This window comes from Parabacteroides faecis, from assembly GCF_014647375.1.
GTDB lineage: Bacteria > Bacteroidota > Bacteroidia > Bacteroidales > Tannerellaceae > Parabacteroides > Parabacteroides faecis.
The window spans coordinates 96,746-116,722 of the sequence record NZ_BMPB01000015.1 but is presented as its reverse complement, the minus strand read 5'-3'; the positions used below and the strand labels follow the sequence as shown (position 1 = coordinate 116,722).

Annotated in this window: 14 protein-coding genes and 2 pseudogenes; 6 read left to right on the top strand and 10 right to left on the bottom strand. The window is 39.2% G+C overall.

All coding sequences use genetic code 11. From position 1 onward, the window contains the following. Positions 1–4 precede the first annotated feature (4 nt). From IEY67_RS25460 to IEY67_RS20595, 6 genes and pseudogenes are all read right to left on the bottom strand, one after another. Positions 5–214: pseudogene (locus IEY67_RS25460) on the bottom strand (ABC transporter C-terminal domain-containing protein); the annotation flags it as partial. 65 nt (positions 215–279) lie between these two features. After that, positions 280–1,888 (bottom strand): annotated as a pseudogene (locus IEY67_RS20615) (ABC-F family ATP-binding cassette domain-containing protein); the annotation flags it as partial. 79 nt (positions 1,889–1,967) lie between these two features. After that, a complete protein-coding gene (locus tag IEY67_RS20610; RefSeq protein ID WP_506330616.1) occupies positions 1,968–5,027 on the bottom strand; it encodes a type I restriction endonuclease subunit R in 3,060 nt (1,019 codons plus the stop codon). A gap of 281 nt (positions 5,028–5,308) precedes the next feature. Further along, positions 5,309–6,238, bottom strand: a complete 930-nt coding sequence (locus IEY67_RS20605) for an endonuclease NucS domain-containing protein (protein WP_183672234.1) — start codon at positions 6,236–6,238, stop codon at positions 5,309–5,311. Positions 6,239–6,251: 13 nt separating this feature from the next. Continuing rightward, positions 6,252–7,349, bottom strand: a complete 1,098-nt coding sequence (locus IEY67_RS20600; RefSeq protein ID WP_183672233.1) for a restriction endonuclease subunit S — start codon at positions 7,347–7,349, stop codon at positions 6,252–6,254. Beyond that, on the bottom strand, positions 7,346–8,845 hold the full coding sequence (locus tag IEY67_RS20595) for a class I SAM-dependent DNA methyltransferase (RefSeq protein WP_183672232.1): 1,500 nt from the start codon (positions 8,843–8,845) through the stop codon (positions 7,346–7,348). The genes IEY67_RS20600 and IEY67_RS20595 overlap by 4 nt, the downstream gene beginning before the upstream one ends. Positions 8,846–9,219: 374 nt before the next feature. Here IEY67_RS20595 and IEY67_RS20590 point away from each other — a divergent pair, with 374 nt between their 5' ends. Both IEY67_RS20590 and IEY67_RS20585 read left to right on the top strand, forming a co-directional pair. Beyond that, positions 9,220–9,687, top strand: a complete 468-nt coding sequence (locus tag IEY67_RS20590; protein ID WP_229801151.1) for a DoxX family protein — start codon at positions 9,220–9,222, stop codon at positions 9,685–9,687. Between the two features lie 96 nt (positions 9,688–9,783). Next, the gene (locus tag IEY67_RS20585; protein ID WP_122375508.1) at positions 9,784–10,230 is read left to right on the top strand and encodes a DUF6078 family protein; all 447 of its coding nucleotides are present in this window, start codon (positions 9,784–9,786) and stop codon (positions 10,228–10,230) included. Between the two features lie 260 nt (positions 10,231–10,490). Here the strand turns inward: IEY67_RS20585 and IEY67_RS20580 are convergent, their stop codons facing one another. Continuing rightward, positions 10,491–11,330 (bottom strand): phospholipase A, encoded by an 840-nt coding sequence (locus IEY67_RS20580; protein WP_183672231.1) that lies wholly within the window; start codon positions 11,328–11,330, stop codon positions 10,491–10,493. A gap of 163 nt (positions 11,331–11,493) precedes the next feature. On the opposite strand from IEY67_RS20580, the gene IEY67_RS20575 reads away from it, so the two are divergent. After that, the gene (locus tag IEY67_RS20575; RefSeq protein ID WP_183672230.1) at positions 11,494–13,287 is read left to right on the top strand and encodes a MutS family DNA mismatch repair protein; all 1,794 of its coding nucleotides are present in this window, start codon (positions 11,494–11,496) and stop codon (positions 13,285–13,287) included. A gap of 50 nt (positions 13,288–13,337) precedes the next feature. Here IEY67_RS20575 and IEY67_RS20570 read toward each other — a convergent pair whose 3' ends face one another. The 3 genes from IEY67_RS20570 to IEY67_RS20560 form a co-directional block, all read right to left on the bottom strand. Then, a complete protein-coding gene (locus tag IEY67_RS20570; protein WP_122352361.1) occupies positions 13,338–14,135 on the bottom strand; it encodes a M48 family metallopeptidase in 798 nt (265 codons plus the stop codon). A gap of 96 nt (positions 14,136–14,231) precedes the next feature. Then, positions 14,232–14,915 carry a response regulator transcription factor gene (locus IEY67_RS20565; RefSeq protein WP_183672229.1) on the bottom strand — a complete coding sequence of 228 codons (684 nt, stop codon included), beginning with the start codon at positions 14,913–14,915 and terminating at the stop codon, positions 14,232–14,234. 33 nt (positions 14,916–14,948) lie between these two features. Then, positions 14,949–16,349: a sensor histidine kinase gene (locus IEY67_RS20560; protein ID WP_183672228.1), complete on the bottom strand. Its 1,401-nt coding sequence runs from the start codon at positions 16,347–16,349 to the stop codon at positions 14,949–14,951. Positions 16,350–16,527: 178 nt separating this feature from the next. On the opposite strand from IEY67_RS20560, the gene IEY67_RS20555 reads away from it, so the two are divergent. From IEY67_RS20555 to IEY67_RS25230, 3 genes are all read left to right on the top strand, one after another. After that, a complete protein-coding gene (locus IEY67_RS20555) occupies positions 16,528–17,382 on the top strand; it encodes a GLPGLI family protein (protein ID WP_183672227.1) in 855 nt (284 codons plus the stop codon). After that, on the top strand, positions 17,379–19,415 hold the full coding sequence (locus IEY67_RS20550; protein WP_229801150.1) for a carboxypeptidase regulatory-like domain-containing protein: 2,037 nt from the start codon (positions 17,379–17,381) through the stop codon (positions 19,413–19,415). Before IEY67_RS20555 ends, IEY67_RS20550 begins: the two co-directional genes overlap by 4 nt. A 214-nt stretch (positions 19,416–19,629) precedes the next feature. Next, positions 19,630–19,875 (top strand): TonB-dependent receptor, encoded by a 246-nt coding sequence (locus IEY67_RS25230; protein WP_229801149.1) that lies wholly within the window; start codon positions 19,630–19,632, stop codon positions 19,873–19,875. Positions 19,876–19,977: the final 102 nt, after the last annotated feature.

Sequence of the window (19,977 nt, the reverse complement as noted above, 5' to 3'; positions counted from 1 at the left end):
ATCTTTAAGCCAGTTCACTCAGCTCCAGCCAACGCATTGTCTTTTCGTCTATTTCTTCCATTACTTTCGCAATTCGTTCCGACTTAACCATCAGCTCATCGTTGCTAAGTGTTCCGCTACTCATTGCTGTTTCCAGTTCTGCCTTTTCGGCTTCAAGCTGCGGTATTTCCACCTCCAGTGCTTCAAACTCTTTCCGTTCTTTGAAGGTAAGTTTCTTTTTCTGCTCAGGCTGTGGACGGTTATTCTTTTCAGGAGCCGATGTTTGTTTGGGCTGGCGAGCTGCTTCAGCCTCTTTCTCCAACTGATCCTGTACCTCTTTCCAGTCACGGTACTGAGTATAATTGCCGGGGAAATCCTTCAGATCGGCATTACCACGGAATACCAACAGGTGATCGACTACTTTATCCATAAAGTAACGGTCGTGCGAAACAACGATTACACAACCCTTAAAGTTACGCAGATATTCTTCCAATACATTCAGGGTCACGATATCCAGATCATTGGTCGGCTCATCCAGTACCAGGAAGTTCGGGTTGCGCATCAGGACGGTACATAGATATAAACGGCGTTTTTCTCCACCACTCAGCTTGTAGACATAGCTATGTTGCTTTTCGGGAGTGAACAGGAAATAATTCAGGAATTGGGAAACTCCCAACTTCTTACCGTCTCCAAGATCGACATATTCAGCTATATCCTGCACGACATCGATCACTTTCATCTGCTCGTCAAACTGCAGACCATCCTGACTGTAATAGCCGAAACGGACTGTTTCGCCGACATCGAAGCGTCCGCTATCCGGTTCTACTTCGCCCATCAGCATTTTAATAAAGGTAGACTTCCCTGTCCCGTTGTTACCTACGATACCCATCTTTTCGTAACGGGCAAAAATATAATTGAAATCTTCTACAATCTTGATACTGCCGAAGCTTTTCGTAACATGCTCCGCTTCAAATATTTTTGATCCGATATAGGATGCTTTCACATCCAGGTTCACATTACCGTTATCCCGTTGCTGCTTGGCTTTCTTTTCCAGCTCATAAAAAGCATCGATACGATATTTAGCTTTCGTACCGCGTGCCTGCGGCTGACGACGCATCCATTCCAACTCTTTCCTTAACAGGTTGTTGGCACGTTCCACTTCTGTGTTCATCGTCTCCATCCGTTCCTGACGTTTTTCCAGATAATAGCTGTAATTACCTTTATACTGGTAAATTTGCTGACGGTCTATTTCGATAATCTCGCTGCAGACACGGTCCAGGAAATAACGGTCGTGCGTAACCATCAGGATACTGATGTTGGCACGGCTCAGGTAACCTTCCAGCCATTCAGTCATTTCCAGGTCAAGGTGGTTGGTCGGCTCATCGAGAATGATTAGTTCGGGGTCGGTGATCAGAACGTTGGCCAATGCCACACGTTTCAACTGCCCACCGGACAGATGTTCCACTTTCTGATCATAGTTAGTGATCTTCAACTGCGAAAGGATCTGTTTGGCACGCTGTTCATAATCCCAGGCTTTCAGGTTATCCATACGCATCAGGATATCCTCCAGATTGGAATGATCGTCACTCGCCATCGCTTCTTCATACTCGGCAATCAGACGAACCGTCTCGTTCGGAGAATAGAAACAGGCTTGCAGAACAGTCAACCCTTCCGGATAGACAGGCGTCTGCTCCAAGTAGCCGACACGCAAGTCGTTACGGAACACGACAGCTCCGTTATCATAATCTTCATTCCCTGCAATGATATTCAGCAAAGTTGTTTTACCCGTCCCGTTCTTTGCAATAAGGCCCACTTTCTGACCTTGTGCAATACCAAATGTAATATCCTCAAAAAGAACCAAATCGCCGAAGCTTTTGGTCAGTCCGTCTATCTGTAAGTAACTGATCATACTGCCTTTTATACTTTAAATGCCGGACAAAGATACAAAAATTCAGCGTAGGGTAATCTATAATAATGCCTCGTTTACTTTAAGCAGTTATTACCTTATGCAAATTCTCCACATATTGAGTAAGGTCACTAAGCTTATCACCAAATGCATCATACCAATCAAAATTCACAAATGGATCATTTCCGAATGTAGAGGTCGTTATGTCCCCATTTTCACATACATAATTTAAAATAGTCTTCAAATATTCCTCCTGCATGGAATTCAGATTACTTTCAGATATTAATTCTGTGAATTTTCGAATAGCAATATTCCGATTCACTCCAATTATAGAACGGATAAAAGCAGCAACATTACCTCCATAAATCATATTCTGAGCATATTTTGAATATTCCTCTCTGGTTCCCAACTGCTGCCATAATATACGTTCCAAATCACGAATATCAGCTTGAGATAATGGCTCTACATTAAATATCTTTTGCAATACTGCATTATCTTTGTTCTCAGCCAAATAATCCACAACACGCTGTTTGTAAGTCGTAGTCGTAACTATTCCTGGCGCTTCTCCTCCATCGGTAAAAGCATCTTCAATATCTATAGTAAAAGTATTCTTACTATTTCCTTTTAAGAATAATATCAGTTCACGCAAGTCCTTACGAACACGCTCCAAACCATCCAAATTCAGATTTTCCCAGAAATGAGAGCTTAGAACCTCCTTTATAGTCTCTATCTTTGCCATAACCAAAGGAATGGAAGTTGCTTTTTGAAGATCTCGGGCAATTTCAATTACTTTTTTCTTGCTTCTCACAGCATTAATATCTGCATCCAACAAGGATAATTCTATATAAAGAATAAGTAAATCGAACTGTTTAGACTCTTCATTCTCCATTTTTTGAATCAATAACGGAGATAGACTATTTTTTATGTGTAAAGCATCTGTCTCGGAAATAAAAATCCAATTTTCTGATTTACGATATTTACATACCAAATCCCAATGCTTCCGAACTCCAATTCGTGAATCATTCAGCGTAGCCACCTGACTATGCAACAGAGTCTTCAATTCATCATGTAAGTTTTTAGCAAAAGGATCTTCCTGATATCGGCTATGCTGCAAAAACACAGATATATCCGTACGAAGACAAAACAAACGCTCAGTCAATGACTGAACAAGTTTTGCCTCTACCCCTTGAGGGTTATCATTGAAAAACTCAAAATTATTACAATAATCAAATATGTAAAAACATTCCTTATTCTTTCCGGGCCCAAATATATTTTCAGATAAACGAGTTCCTCTACCTATCATCTGCATAAATTTGATCTTTGATTTAATCACTTTAAAAAAGACCAAATTCAAAATATCCGGCACATCAACTCCAGTGTCGAGCATATCAACAGAAACAGCTATTTGTGGTAAATTATCTCTCACCTCAAACTGATCAATCAGATTTCCTGCATACGTCACCGAGTTATCAATCAATTGACAAAAGCTCGGACCATATTCAGGATAAAGTTTTCCAAACCGTTCTACAATCAATACTGCATGTTTGTGATTATAAGCAAAAATGATTGTTTTTCCGATCCGTTCACCGCTCTGAACCCGCAACCCGTTTTCCATCAGATCCTGCAACACTTTATCTACAGTATCTTCATTAAAGAGAAACTTAAATATTTCATCCTTTTCTATATCACGATGATAATCCTCATCCGGATCAATATTTCTTTGAGCTTTTTCATATTCCCACACTTTTTCAAGCTGTTCCTTCTCCTCTTTACTCAAATTTTCATATTTAATTCCATTATTAATATGAGCAGAATGACGGATAATTCCTTTATAAGGGACCAGATACTTTTCAGCAACAGCTTCCTCCAGTTCATAAGCAAAATTGGGTTCTCCCTGTTCCTGTTCGAATAACTGATAAGTACTTCTATCCACCTCACTACGTGGTGTAGCAGTCAATCCGACCAGTAAAGAGTCAAAATAATCAAATATATCCCCATATTTTCCAAAAATAGAACGATGCGCCTCGTCAACAATAATCAAATCAAAACGACCTACAGAAAAATCTTTCGTATCACGATCTATATAATTAATCATCGTTTGATAAGTACTGAACATAACACGGGCTGCCAAATCCGGTTTATTATCATCCGACAAGACACAATAGGTTCCTGGTAATAATTTTGTAAAATTCTTATATGCTTGTTTTACCAAAGCGGTACGATCAGCCAGAAACAAAACATTTTTCACCCAGCTGTTGCGCATTAGTAATTCAACCAAAGAAATAGCAACACGCGTCTTCCCTGTACCTGTTGCCATAACCAATAAGGCACGACGATGTTTTTTATTGAAATATTCACAAACAGCTTTAATTCCGCGTTTCTGATATTCGCGGTCTGTTATCTCGTCACGAATACGCAAATCGGTAATCTCCGCTCTCTCTCGTTTCTGAATGATCAGCTCCAAATCAGCTTGCGTATGATAACCATATACAGGACGTGAAGGATAACCTAACCCATCTATCACAAAGGTATTAAAACCGTTTGTATAATAAATAACAGGCATCACGCCATACTGTGCTTCCAGGCATTGGGCATACAATTCAGCCTGATGTTTTCCTCTGGCGGCATCCACACTGGTACGTTTAGCCTCTATGACCGCTAAAGGCTTTCCATTAGCACCAAACAAGACGTAATCAGCAAAACCAGTTTCCTTATGATTCGGCATTCCTGCTAATTGTATTTCGATGCAGGCTTTTGCTGGCATAATAGATCCTTTTGCTTCCAAAATATCCCAACCTGCCTCACGTAACATTTGATCAATAAAATACTTTCGGGTTTCCGCTTCCGAAATACCTGTAACTGCTTTCGTAACCAAGGCTGTTTCTAACTGACCCTCATATTTCTCTACCAAAGCATTGGTCGGCTCCATATTTTCTTTGGGAGCTATATGAACTTCAGCCTGTCCAGGGATCAAATTACGGTCAAAAGTCGGATAATCATCTATTACTTTCAGCTTTACTAATACGGAACCGACAAAAACATACAAATTCAGTAAAGAGAAAAAAGATTCTTTCTTTGCTACTTTTCCCAAATGTGCTGAATTATTACCGGCTTTACGGATATAGTGCAAGCGTTTCAACAAATCATCACTCTGAATAAAATTCTTAAACGACTCAGCATTTACCAACTGGAAAAGTGAAGACCGTTCCGGTATTTCCATCCCTTTAAACAAATAAATAGCTCTTACAATGTACTCTAAAGCCCGGCGACTATTGATAGCCGACTTCTCCGGATCTATAATCTGGTTAATTTCTGCCTCATTGCAATATGCATACAAATCTGCAAAGTCCGAATTTTCTTTCAGGTAATCAAAGTTTTTTGCTTGTATCATAACACTAACACTAGTTATGTTGATTTATAAATTCACACGCCTTTAAAAAGTTTGAAATCTATCTGATACCGATAGAACTCAATATTAGTACATACAGAAAGAGCTCTCTTCAACCGGGTATCTGCCTCCAATCCGATAATAATACCTTTTACCTCTTGATTGGGTTCCGCTAATTCTTCTTTGACATACCCCATGTATCGATGAATTTGCCCGACAACGACATCGGATGTTCGCCCTCTTTTTAGCTCTATGACCAACAAGGTCTTTTTATCCTTGCTGACTGCCAGTATATCAATAGGACCAGTATCGCTAGGATATTGTTCCCCTACTATTTCACCATTATCCTCAAATATATCATATTTTTTCCCAATATCAGTATGTTTCCAATTTTTTACGAGAAAATCTTCCAAATGTTTTTCCAAAGCAAAGACTGTGGGGTCTTCAACCTCCTCATCATTACAATACACAGTTGGAGGAGCAGTTCTTATCAAAAATGTTTCTATTTCTTGTTGGTATTTTGTGATATCGCAGCATGTGCCGATAGAACCGGTCGAATGTTGCAAACCTTCACTCATTTCACTTCTTTGAATGGTTTTATCATACCATTGAACTCTGCGTCGGTGAGGTAGATTAGTTCCCGGCACATAATAGTAATTTCCTACAATTTCGGCAATATAATATTCACCTTTGCCATTAGGAGTTAAAACAATATCGCCTATTTCAAGCCCACGGCATACAGTCCAGAGAAATCCACAGGAAAGACCAGCAGCAACTTTTGTTTTTTCCGGATTTTCTTGCAGATATACAGGTATATACTCTTTATTAAAAGCTTTCCATCCATCAGGTAAATGACCAGACAAATCATTATCCGGAAGAAAGTTAGTTCCAATAAAACCACCTTCTTTACACTCGTCAGCATATATGCTGCCTCTTCCTAACATTACTCGGTTGTATTGTTTCATGGTTGATTAAGTTTTATCCAAAATATTTATTCATGGTGTAGTCCAAGAGCTGTTGAACTTCGACTATGGACTGTTTTATTTTTTGTTTTTGTTTTTCAATTCTAAGAATTTTATTTACGAATTCTTTTTGAGCATCTAAAGGGGGAAGAGGGATTTTTAAAGCATTCAAAGTCGCAAGATTAATATTTTTTTGTGCTACAGCAGGGGCATTTTCTTCCAATACCCCTTGGATACTTCCAAATATATAATAAACATATTCATTGCATACTCTTGAATTAGCAACAAAACCTACAACACTATCTGGAAAACAAGCATCAAATGTCAATATCGCACATTTACCTATAGTTGCAGCAATCGTTATACATAAAGTACCTGACTTCCAAATCTTACTTTGTGCAACCCCAAATTCAGAATAGGTTGAAACATATTCTGTTATATACATATTGGCACGAGCGACATCACCTGTCTGAATTAATGGAACTGTACCTCCCAATAATTTCTCCGCATTTCTTGGTCTATGTTTTGACACACCTCTACCAAATGTACCTACATAACTAAAAGGAACCATCTCCCAATTTTTTTCATTAAGGATAGGATCTCCAAACATATCATAAAAAATAGCCAACCCAAGACGCTCCAACTCTTTAAGTTGTTCTTGCTTCTTTGCTAGTATTTCGTTTAGTTTGTCAAGTTCTGCAACGATAGATTCTTGTTCAGAAAGGGGAGGTATCAATACTGTACATTCACCATAATCTTTAAAATAAATATGAGGAATAGCAGCACCTGAGGCAAAATGTGCTAAATTCAAACTTTGCAATACATATTTTATATATCCCAATAGAAAGCCATTTTTAGGTATCACATATTGCATCGTTCCAACTAAAGAAGAATATGCAGGATATACGTTTACTCTTCCTACGCCAGACCCATCTTTTACAATACCAATATATGGTTCATCACGATGGTAAAAGTCTAGACATTTTACAAAACCACTAGCTCCATATAAAGGGTAATCACCATTATTATCCATTACCTTATTTTGAACAATATTGGATGAAGCTTTATCACAAATATCCTTTATCTTTTTTCTTACCCAACCTTCCTTCATCATCCCATCATCTTCCTAAAATCCACAATCGCCTGCCGAATCTCTTCCTCCAAACTCTCAATACGTGCAAGAATCACTTCCGGTTTTTCATACTCTACCTTTTCCCGTTCCACTTCTTTATACTTATTGATCGAAAGATCATAATCATTGGCACGTATATCATCTACAGGGACAAAGAAAGACTGGTCTTTACGAGTACGGGATTCTTCTCCTGCAAGGTTATGGAACCTTTTTATCACATCAGGAATATCGCTTCCTTCACATTCAGTACGTTTTTGATCGAGGGTAAAACCATCGGCTTTCATATCGTAAAACCAAACTTTATCCGTACCTCCTAGATTTGTTTTTGTAAAGATCAGAATAGCCGTACTTACCCCGGAATAAGGTTGAAAAACACCTGCCGGCATAGAGATAACAGCCTGTAACCGATGCTTATCTACCAATTCTGTACGGATAGATTTATGTCCTTTACTATTGCCAAACAATACGCCATCAGGGACAATCGAAGCACAACGTCCGCCCGCTACCAACATACGTAAAAACAAAGCGACAAACAACAGCTCAGTCTTCTTTGTATTGGTAATTGCCAACAGGCTTTTACTCACCGAATCATTGTCAAGGCTACCGGTAAACGGAGGATTTGCCAGACAAAGCGTATATAAATTCTCATCCGTATTATCAGACGATAACGAATCACGCCATTGAATATTCGGATTATTAACTCCATGCAACATCAAGTTCATCGCCCCAATACGCAACATTGTTTGATCGGTATCGAACCCGTTGAACATTTCATTATTAAAATGATCAGCAGCATTTTCGTTCAACAATTCATCTTTACAATGCTCTGTGATGTATTTTGCGCATTCCACAATAAACCCAGCTGATCCCATTGCCGGATCACAAATGATATCTCTTACAGTCGGTTTCATTAATTCCACCATCATCCGGATGATATGCCGTGGTGTACGAAACTGTCCGTTGGTACCACTTGCCGCCATTTTACCCAGGATATACTCATACACATCTCCCATCGTATCGCGGTTATTCATATCCAGATTGTTGATACCATCGACAACCTTGGCTAAAGTCCGTTCATTAGGGATTAGAAAAATAGCACTTCGCATAAAACGGCTATAAGCTGAATCCTCTCCTACACCAATATTTTTAATGAAAATGAAAACATCGTTACGAACAGTATTGAACATACGAACAGTATCCATATTCTTAAAAACAGACCAACGCAACGATTTATAAGGGACGTCCTTATCACTTTCCGGATTATGCCAGTTTCCATCCTTAAATATAAGCTTTTCAGGAGCAACATGATACTTAAATGCATTTGCTATTGCTTCTTTTTTAATCTGCGCATCATCCAACATCTTCATAAAGAACAAATAGGTCATTTGTTCCAGAATTGTAATCGAGTTCGTGATACCACCTGTCCAGAATGCATCCCATATCTGGTCCACACGGTTTTTTATCTCGCCTGTTATCATTTTCGTTTTTTATTGTTTATAAGTCTATTTGCAAATATAAGCACTTTCAGTCAAACCTGTCGTAATATACAGGTTTTCCATCCCATATTGAATATAAATTCTTATCCCCCCAAACTTTATTATTTTAAGCCCACGTAGTAATACTACTTTGTAGGAGGTTTATTTTTTACTCTAAAAGACTATCATTCATCTTAATGGCTTTTCTAAAAGGATTCACCATTACACCACATTTAATACAATCTCCCTCGTTTCTTTTGAAGAAACCATGTCTCTTCAATTTACAAATTGTCTTATGCTATAAAAATAATACATTTTCATGAACCTAACCAAAACATATAATACCTTTCTCCCGTTTTATAATAAAAGGTCTCCGCTTGATTCTGAAAATCATTATCAAGAGAGATTTTAAATATCATTCTTTGAATATTATCAATATGACTAAAAAAATAGATTATATATCTTTGTTTGCACGCATTGCTTTAGCTTTGGGCTTTCTGTCAGCCGTTGCAGACCGTTTAGGGTTATGGACTCCATTATTGGGAAGTGACAATGTGGTCTGGGGGAATATGGAAAGTTTTACTGCTTACACTGGAGTTTTATTGCCGTGGGTTCCTCCATATCTGTTACCGCTGTTCGCATGGACGGCTACAATCGCTGAAATCGTACTTGGCGTATTACTATTAATAGGTTTCCAAAAACGTTTGGTTGCTCTTCTTAGCGGCATTCTATTATTGACTTTTGCTTTTGCCATGCTGTTTTCTTTGAATATAAAAGCACCACTCGATTATAGCGTATTTGCAGCGGCGGGATGTGCTTTCTTGCTTTACAAGGAAAGCGATTAAGAACCGTACAAAAATTTAGATGAAATAATCTTCTCCTAAATTCGTTTAATCAAGGAATAAAATGTATGTTTGCTTCGTTAACTAAACGACAAATATATGAATCCCAATTTCGACTACAGCTTATTCCCATACTCTTTCGCCCACTGTCTGAACAGCGAATGCCTACGTGCAGAAAAATGCCTGCGTCGGCAAGTTGCCTTACGTATGCCAAAAGAAAGAGAAGCGGTTACAGTCGTGAACCCGAAACATGTTGCTCCTTCGGGGGAGGATTGTAAGCTCTTTGTTCCCGATCAACCGGAACAATATGCACGAGGAATCACTCATCTGCTCGATCGTGTTCCGCACAATGATGCTGTTATTATCAAACAACAAATGATAGAACATTTCGGACAGACGAACTATTATCGCTTTTCCCGGAAAGAACGTCTTATCAAACCCCATGAACAGGAATATATACGAACATTATTTCATAAGAGAGGAGTAACAGAAGAACCTGCCTTCGATGAATATGTAGAATACTACGATCTTTATCGAAAGATATAAAACAGGAAAATCCCTTTACACATATTAAACCGAGTCAACCCTTTTTATTGATTAGGCAGAAAGTAGTCAACTAAAATCGTTAAACGACAGTAATTTTATTTCCATATATTATGAAAGGACATTTTCATATATTGTGAAAATAGTGTTTCATAATATAAGAAAATAGATTTTCATAATTTACAAAAATCTTAACAAAGCAATATCTTCCGTCCGTCTATTCAGTAAAAATATGGAATTGGAACTAACCCTATCACTCAATCTCAATAAATACTGAAATCCTGCGGCTTTATCACAAATCCGATCCGCAGCATACTCTTGAACTGATTATATTCCAACAGGTTTTCACCGTAGCCATTATAATATTGTAGGAAGAAATATTGATTTTCATTATTATTAAACTTATAACTCAGTTCAATCTGCGTGTTAAAGCTGAACCATGTTTTACGTTTCGTCAGGATCACTCCGCAATTAAAACGCTTATTATCCGTTCGGAAATTAGTTGCCAGTTGGAATATACCGTTGTATTTCAGCAAGTCCTTGTTATACTTACCATCGACGATCGGTATCCAGGTCTTGAACTGGGCTTCCCAATTCTTGTTGAGAACAACGGCTGCAGCAAATGTGACCCTATTCCAGCTACGCGAAGCTGTGCTGTCTTTCCCGTTCGACTCATGTTCAAGCATCAGATATCCTTTACCTATATATTTGTTATGATGGATGATCAGGTGTCCGAGTCCTATTCCCGGATTAAAGTTCAGGTCGCGCATAGGAAGAGATTCCTGAAAAACATTCCAGAAAGCTTTCTGTGTATACTGGATGAAAAGATAGGTATCGAAAGGTAACTTACTTTTGGTCAGCCGCTGCGCAATACTCAATTGAAATTTGACATCCGAATTGGCAGCGGTCGGTTTATGCCCGATCGTCGTTCCACCGATAAAATAGTTGTCTTTAAATAATGTAAAATAAGGAGCCTTGTCCAATACCGCACGTACACTGTCTGCATTATATTCCATCTTGGGGTCCTGGACCAGCACCTGGGAGAAAACTGATACGAAGCCGGAGATAAATAAAACAAACAGAAATATAGTTATCCTTTTCATATATAATATTATTGTGTATAGACCCTATAAAACAGAGCAAAGGTAATAACCGCACAGCTAAACAATTCTCCCCGATTTCCTGAATTATGGTCAATTCAGTTACCTTTTCTTTATTAATAACCAATTCTTATCCGGTAAGTTCATTTTTTATATCTTTGTCCGCATGGAAAAAGTATATCAATATTATCGGGATACAATAGCAGCATACACACGCCGCTCGGACAATCTGAAAAAGAAAATACATTTGATAGGAACAATACGCCTGTTACTCGTTGCCGGACTTATTGCAGCAATATGGTTTTTAAAGGCCGAAAGCTGGATGATGCTGACAGGGGCAGTTATCCTGTTCCTTATACCTTTCGTCGGACTAATGGTCTATCATACGTTTTTATCATCGAAAAAATCGTATGCCGACGTTCTTATATCACTCTGCAACAATGAAATGAAAGGACTGGATTATGACTTCAGCGCTTTCGACGGAGCTTCTGAAAAAAGCAGCGGAGAACACTCCTTCAGTCTGGACCTGGATCTTTTCGGGAATCGTTCCATCTTCCAGTCAATCAACCGCACGGTCACTTCCATGGGAAAAGAAAGGCTTGCCGACTGGTTTACCAACCCGCTTACCGACAAAGAGGAAATTCTCAAACGGCAGGAAGGAATCCGCGAACTAAGCGAAATGACACAGTTAAGACAGCATTTCTATGTTACCGGCATGCTGCATCCCGGAGAAAAGGGAGATATTCGCACGCTGATCTCACTAACTGACAATAAACCGGTATTCATCAACAGTTTGCTCTGGAAAAGCCTGACATGGATTATCCCTGCCATATGGGCAGTTCTGTTCGTAGGAGCATCGACCGGAACAGTCACTTTTGCCATGCTAGGTATATTTTTTGCCATTGCATTCCTTATTTCGAATATACGAGCCAAGCAGATCAACACGCTTCACAACTCTGTGAATAAGATGGAAAAAATACTATACACCTATTCTTCACTGATCAAAAGTATTGAAGGTGATATTTTCAAATCATCCGAACTGGCAACTATCAGCGGACGGTTCAACGGGCCGGACGGTACAGCTTCCCGTTCACTGAAAAAGTTATCCCGCTGCATCGGAGCACTCGACCAACGGATCAGCTTTATGGGAATCATCCTGAATATATTCATCCTGCGTGATACCCGGACAGCGATCAGGCTGGAACGCTGGATACAGACACATGCCGGAGATATTCCTCTGTGGTTCGATGCTTTGGAAAAATTCGATGCTTATAGCTCGCTAGGCGGTTTCGCATTCAATCATCCGGGTTATATTTATCCGGAAATAGCAGATACTTATTTCAAGATGAGCGGCAAAGCATTGGGACATCCCCTTCTTCGTCGTGATGTTTGTGTCAGAAATGATATTTCGATCGAGAAAAGTCCCTGGTTCCTGATCATTACCGGGGCTAATATGGCAGGAAAAAGTACTTACCTGCGGACTGTCGGGGTCAATTATTTATTGGCTTGTATAGGTGCTCCGGTATATGCAGAGGCACTAACGGTCTATCCGGCAAAGATGGTGACCAGCCTGCGTACTTCCGATTCACTGGTCAGCAATGAATCTTATTTCTTTGCCGAACTGAAACGGTTGAAGATGATTATCGACCGCCTGCAACAAGGCGAACAGTTATTTATCATCCTGGATGAGATCCTGAAAGGAACCAACTCCATCGACAAACAGAAAGGTTCGATCGCCCTGATGAAGCAACTGGTATCTTTCCAGGCTTGCGGTATCATCGCCACACACGACCTGGTATTAGGTGAACTGGAAAAAGAATTTCCCGACCAGATAAAAAATTACCGTTTCGAGGCAGATATCAAAAACGAAGAACTGACTTTCTCCTATCAACTCCGGGAAGGCATTGCCCAAAATATGAATGCTTGTTTTCTGATGAAGAAGATGGGAATAACCGTTTAAAAAGAAAGGCTATCAAAAATGATAGCCTTTCTTTTTAAACTTAACCTATTTTATTTGGTTTTATACTTCGCCTTGATTTCCGGCAATGCCCGCTGTATCTCTGCAATACGGGTCGCATCACTCGGGTGAGTGCTCATGAACTCGGGAGTCGCCCCGCTCTTTCCGGCAGACATTTTTTGCCAGAAATTCACAGCGACATCCGGATTATACCCGGCCATTGTCATAAATACCAATCCCATATAATCCGCTTCCGATTCATGTTTGCGGGAGAATGGCAACATAACACCATATTGTGCCCCTACTCCATAAACCGTATTCGCCAGATTCTGTACTGCCGCACTCTTATTACTTACCGCCTGACCCAGAATAGCCGCGCCATACTGTGCCATCAACTGTTGACTCATTCGTTCGTTACTATGCTTAGCCACGGCATGAGCTACTTCGTGCCCAACAACAACCGCCAGTTCATCGTCCGACGATACCAGAGACATCAAACCTTCATAAACAACGATCTTACCACCCGGCATACAGAAAGCATTTATCTGGTTATCCTTCACCAAATTGAACTCCCACTGAAAATTCTTGATCTCACTTTCCATCCCGTTTGCTTTCAGATAAGCCTCTGTGGCTGCGGCAATCTTTTTACCGACACGGGTAACCATTGCACTCTCATTCTTATCCGTTGACTTTGTGGCTGATTTCATATAATCGCTATATTGCGTTAAGCTGGAAGTCAACACTTCCTGATCGGAAACCAACAATACCTGTTTTCTCCCTGTCAAAGGAACACTTCCGCAAGCACTCAGCAGCAGAAGCATAGCCATTAATAAACCTGTAATCTTTTTCATCTCTCTCATTTAGTTTTTACGAATACAAAATTACCATTTCTTTATAGGAATAAAACAATTAGAACGACATTTTTGCTCAACAGATATATAACAATATTATCCTTTCAACATATACCCTTTCTTTGTAAAAGAAACAATACCTACAGACAAATCCATCTTCAGAGCTCTCCTCAGATAAGTGATTTGTACATTCAGGGCAAGAGAATTGGCATATGAATTATTTCCCCATATGAGATCCAAAATAACATTACGATCTACCGCCTTGTTCAGGTTACGTACCAGAAGACGAAGAATATCCGCCTGCCGGGAAGTAATCAGCGTTTTACTATTACCTGTACGTATTTCATTTGTTGCATAATTGAAATACGTATTACCAAAAGAGTATGGTTCATCTCCTGTTCCCATAGATAGATTTTGATCAAAACGCTCCCTGATACGCGCCAGCAATTCCTCCGGATAAAAAGGCTTAGCCAGATAATCATTTCCTTTCACGCTAAACCCCATCAACCGGTCGTTCTTATCCGAACGATCGGATAAGAAAAAAATCAAGACATTATGATCTAACTCCCTGATCTTTTCAGCTACTTCAAAACCATTCTTTCCCGGCATGTTAATATCTAACAGAACAAGATTCGGTTTAACTACCAGAAACTGTTCCAAGGCCATCGTTCCATTGCCCGTATATGTTACTTCATAACCCTCCTTTTCCAGAAATTTCTTTAAAAGAATCGAGTATTTCAGATCATCATCTGCTAATAAAATTTTCAGAAGTGTTGTCATATATTTTATACGTATAAAAATAGTTTTGTATTCTTATTGAGGAAGTGTCACTACTACTTTCGTTCCATTTCCTATTTTGCTTTGAAGGGATACTTTTCCGTGATGCGCTTCCACTATTTGCCTTACATAGCTCAAACCAAGACCAAGGCCCGGTATCTGTTTTCCTGACAAATGAGGAGAACGGTAAAATTTATCAAAAACTGTCCGCTGTTCAGTTAAAGAAATACCGAAACCATCATCCTCTACCGACAATTCAAATCCTTTTCCCATTCGCATAACGACAATACGTATATGAACTTCCGAATCAGAATACTTGATCGCATTCTCTACTAAATTACATAACACATTTGCCAAATGTACCGGATCTGCCGTAATATGAGTTAACCCCGGAGAATATGCAGTGGAAAAAGAAACCTGTTTCCCTGGTGGAATCTGTAAAAGACGTAATACTTTCTCTACAAGTTCCTGCAAATTAAATGAAGAAATAGCAAGCGGAGTTATACCGCCATCAGCACACACCATATCTTTCAGTTTACCCAAATAGGCAGAAAGATTATCTAGCTCAAATATAGCATCATGGGCAACTTCTCTGCAAGTCTTTTCATCTGTACGCATTTCCCGATCATTCAGAAATGAGATACACATTTTCAGGGCTTGTACCGGACGTCTAAGCTCATGTATCATCGTGTGAACGAAATCTTCACGCATCTTCCCGATTTTTTTCTGTTTTAAGATCGTAGATATTTGAAACCACAAACAGGAAATAAGCAACAAAATCAAAAGTAAACTTACACCTAACTGATTCCCCATTCGGACGAGTAACGGATGAAAAGAAAGCGACACGGTCATCAGAATACCAACTGCATCAAGAGGTGAATACATATATTTAACAACAAGAAAAGATGGCAAAAAAGTATCTCCCTGCAATTGCCAAGAAGAAACTGTGTTCAAAGTATCACTTACTTCCAATGGGGAACAGCTTATTACATATTCCGGTAAGCGGACCTTCAGCAGACTATCCAGACCATCGATAGAAAAAGGCACAAAGCGATTAACGATCAAACGCTCCATTCCTGTTAGCAGGCTATCTTCAGGCATGGATGGATTAAAGTTAAGATTAAGCTGATCTGTCTTAGTAGTATCTTTCAAGCTGAATTTCAAACCGGCAAAACTAGAAGAAGACATTTCATTACCTGACGAAGCACAATGTTCCACATTTCGGTTCAAGATATAGGTTACCTTAGTATCCAAAGCTTCTTGCTTACGTATATGAAACTCTTCTTCCTCAACTTCTTTTATTTTACCAACCAGTTCCTCTGCATACCGTTGCATTTCATATTGAAGTTGGTTATACAACCAATATCCCTGTACTCCAATCGCAAACAATGCAGCAGACAATGATAATATACAGATGAATCGTATACGCTTTTCCATCCTCTTTTTCCGACAAAGTTAACAAGGAGAGCGAGTGAATAAAGAGTAAATAATATATTTTTTCCTCGGATAATAAAACAGTAATATTTTCTCTTCGTAATACTTCAGTAATAAATATTATCCTATCGTACCCTTTTAAGTCAATATTTTTGCATCAACAACCTAAAACAAAATGAATATGAAACAGTTACTATTAACAACGGTATTATTTTGTTCTGTATTTTCCTTAACAGCACAGATCAATATCCAGGTATATGATATCAACGATGTATTGAAAGCTAAGCCCATAGACAAACTATTATTTACCGTCCAATATCAAACCACGTTTGTCAACGATACATTATCACCTGATAAACAAACAGAAGAAACTATGATGTTAAAGATAGGTTCTAAAAGTTCCGTATACTACAGTTACGCTCGTTTCCACATGGATTCATTGATTGAAGCGGATAAAGCAGCAGGAGCTTCACAGGATATTATCTCCGAACACCTGAAACAAGGTAATGGCTACGTAAATTATCAGATATACAAAAATTATCCGATAGGAAAAATTACTATGCTTGACCAACTAGCAGCCAGTCGTTTCCGGTGTGAAGAAACGGCCGAACGACCGGTATGGACTTTATATCCCGATACAACAACTATTCTTTCTTATATTTGCCGGAAAGCAACCTGTTATTTTCGCGGAAGAAAGTACGAGGCCTGGTATACCCAGGAAATTCCCAGAAGTGAGGGTCCCTGGAAACTACAGGGGCTACCCGGTTTAATTCTTAAAGCTTCCGATAAACAGGGACATTATACATTCACCTGCTCTGGTATAGAAAAAAGTCGTAAGGAAGAAATGATACAATTTTCCGGATCCGAATATGAGCCTATCTTGCCAAATGATTTACAAAAAGCACATAAACGTTATGCATCCGATCCGATCGGTTATGTGACAGAGACATCTCCCGGAATAAATGTGACTGTCAGAGGGGAAGATGGACAACCGTTCCGTCCGAAGAATATGCCATATAATCCGATCGAAAAATGAAACAACTGATAATAACTTATCTTTTATCCCTTATTACCTTTCATCTTCAGTCGCAAATACAAATAAAAGGACTCGTTACGGATGCTGAAAATAATAAGCCTATTGATGCTGCCACTGTGCAATTACAAAAAAAAGGGAGCGAGATACCTGTTAATTACACGCTAACTGATGCGGAAGGGTGTTTCACCCTTCCTGTTATACATGTTAATGACTCGATGGTTATTCGTGTATCCCTCTTGGGATATAGCACGATGGAACTTCCGGTGGTGTCCGGTAAAGAAGAATTACTTTTTCCGTTATCCTTCAAGTCGTTCAGTCTGAGAGAGGTCGAAATACGTCCCGGAAGAGTTTATGGGAGACAAGATACGATCAATTATGATATATCCCGCTTTATTTCCCCTAAAGACGAATCGGTAAAGGATGTACTGAAACGACTTCCGGGTATCCAAGTGAACGATGCTGGAAAAATATCATATAACGGAAAAGATATAAGCCGTTTTTATGTAGAAGGGATGGATCTGAGTGACGGAAGATACGGACAGATCAGCAATAACCTCCGGGCTAATGCAATAGAAACGGTACAAGTGTTGGAAAATCATCAACCTATACGTGCACTAAGTAAAAAAATATCAGTAGAGGATATAGCCCTCAACCTAAAACTGAAACCACAATTCCACAACCGCTGGTTAATTAGTATAGAAGGTGGAACAGGAGGCTCTCCTATCCTTTGGTCAGGCAACCTGAATGCGATGCAGTTAAGTCGTAAAAGCCAGTCGATATATCTCTATAAAGGGAATAATACCGGAAATGATGTAACAGACGAACAAAAACTTTTCCGGACAGAAAATGAAGAAAAGAAGTACGGACAACCTTTACCTGAGTTCCTCAAACAACCCTTGCTGAATGCACCTTTGAAAAAAGAACGGCTATTGTTCAATCAGGTACATACCTTATCCGCCAATCGCCTGTATAAGCTGAATGAAACAACACAACTCCGGATAAACGCCAATTATATACATGACTTACAAAACCAACAACGGGGGAGTATCACTCATTATTATCAGGAAGCCGATACATTCTCACTGAAAGAACAGAACAGTATCCGGATCAGAAGTGACCGAACAGAACTTGCAGCGAGCCTTGAAAATAACACGGAAAATCTTTTCCTTACGAATCATTTCAATCTGACAGGGAACTGGGATAACAGCTTATCACATATCCAGACCGACCAGACAGTCACACAGCAGATACAAACACCAAACTTCGGAGTACGCAATTACCTGCAAAGTCTCTGGACACGCGGCAAATATACGGTTGAAGCCCGTTCACTTATCCGCTACCATAATCAGCCGTCACAAATCAATATAGATGATTATTCCGATAAAATGAATTTACGCCAGTTATATATCAACCATTCATTGTCGATATTATGTAAAAAAAGAATGCTGACCCAGCGGTATACAGCCGGTGCTTCCGGAGATATAAACAATCTACACAACGGTTTCACTGTATACGCTATTCCCGAGTACCAATGGAATTTACCGAAATGGACTATCTCACTCAACCTTCCGTTTCGGTGGACAACTTTTACGGGAACGATAATTTCACATCCGACACTAAATCCATACCTATATGTAAATTACAAGCTAAATTACGCCTGGCGGTTTTCTGTTCGTGCTGGATATGAAGAATCATACGGGAATATCACTGACTTATACGCCACTCCCTATCGCACAAGTTTCCGTAACCGGATCGTGAGTAACGGAATACTACCGACAGAGCGCAAGCAATCATACTCTTTATACGGAGAATATAAAAGTACGGTGCGCGAATTCTTCTTCACACTTTATCTGAATTATACCAACAATTGGTCAAACCGTATTTTCGAACAACAGATAGAGGGAGAAGAGGTATCACTCATATCTCATCTGAAAAAAAATAATTCGCATAATTGGTCAGTCAACGGAACTCTGTCGAAAGGTTTTTACGATTGGGGGGGTAAAATTCTCCCTTTCCTATCTAATAGGACGTAATGAAGCAGAGCAACTCAGTAACGGAGAACGGTTACCTTTCCGTTCCGACTATATGCAATATGAACCTAAAATAATCTGGACACCATCACGATTACTAGAAATAGACTATCAATCAACTATTTATTACGGAGGATCACGCATCGGAAGCGAAACCAATCTTAGTCCGTTATTAAATATAGTTCAAAAATTAGGAATCATCTATAATCTGTCAGCCGTGGATATTCGACTTTTCCTCAATCACTACCATAATGACATCAACCGGGACAAATCGGTAGATACATTCTTTGCCGATATTTCCCTTTGCTGGAAAACCGGTAAATGGCAATTGACAGCTGATGCCACCAACTTGTTCAATAAAAAAGAATACCGGTATACACAATATTCTACCACAGAAAGTTATACTTCATGGATAACTCTCCGACCAAGGGAGTTTTTAGTAAAAGTCAGATATACATTCTAAATGTAGACAAATATAAAAGTCTTATTATGATAATTATGCAAAAAAACCGGAGTAGAATGTATATTTATTCAATTATTCGATTTATATTTGCATCCGTTTTGC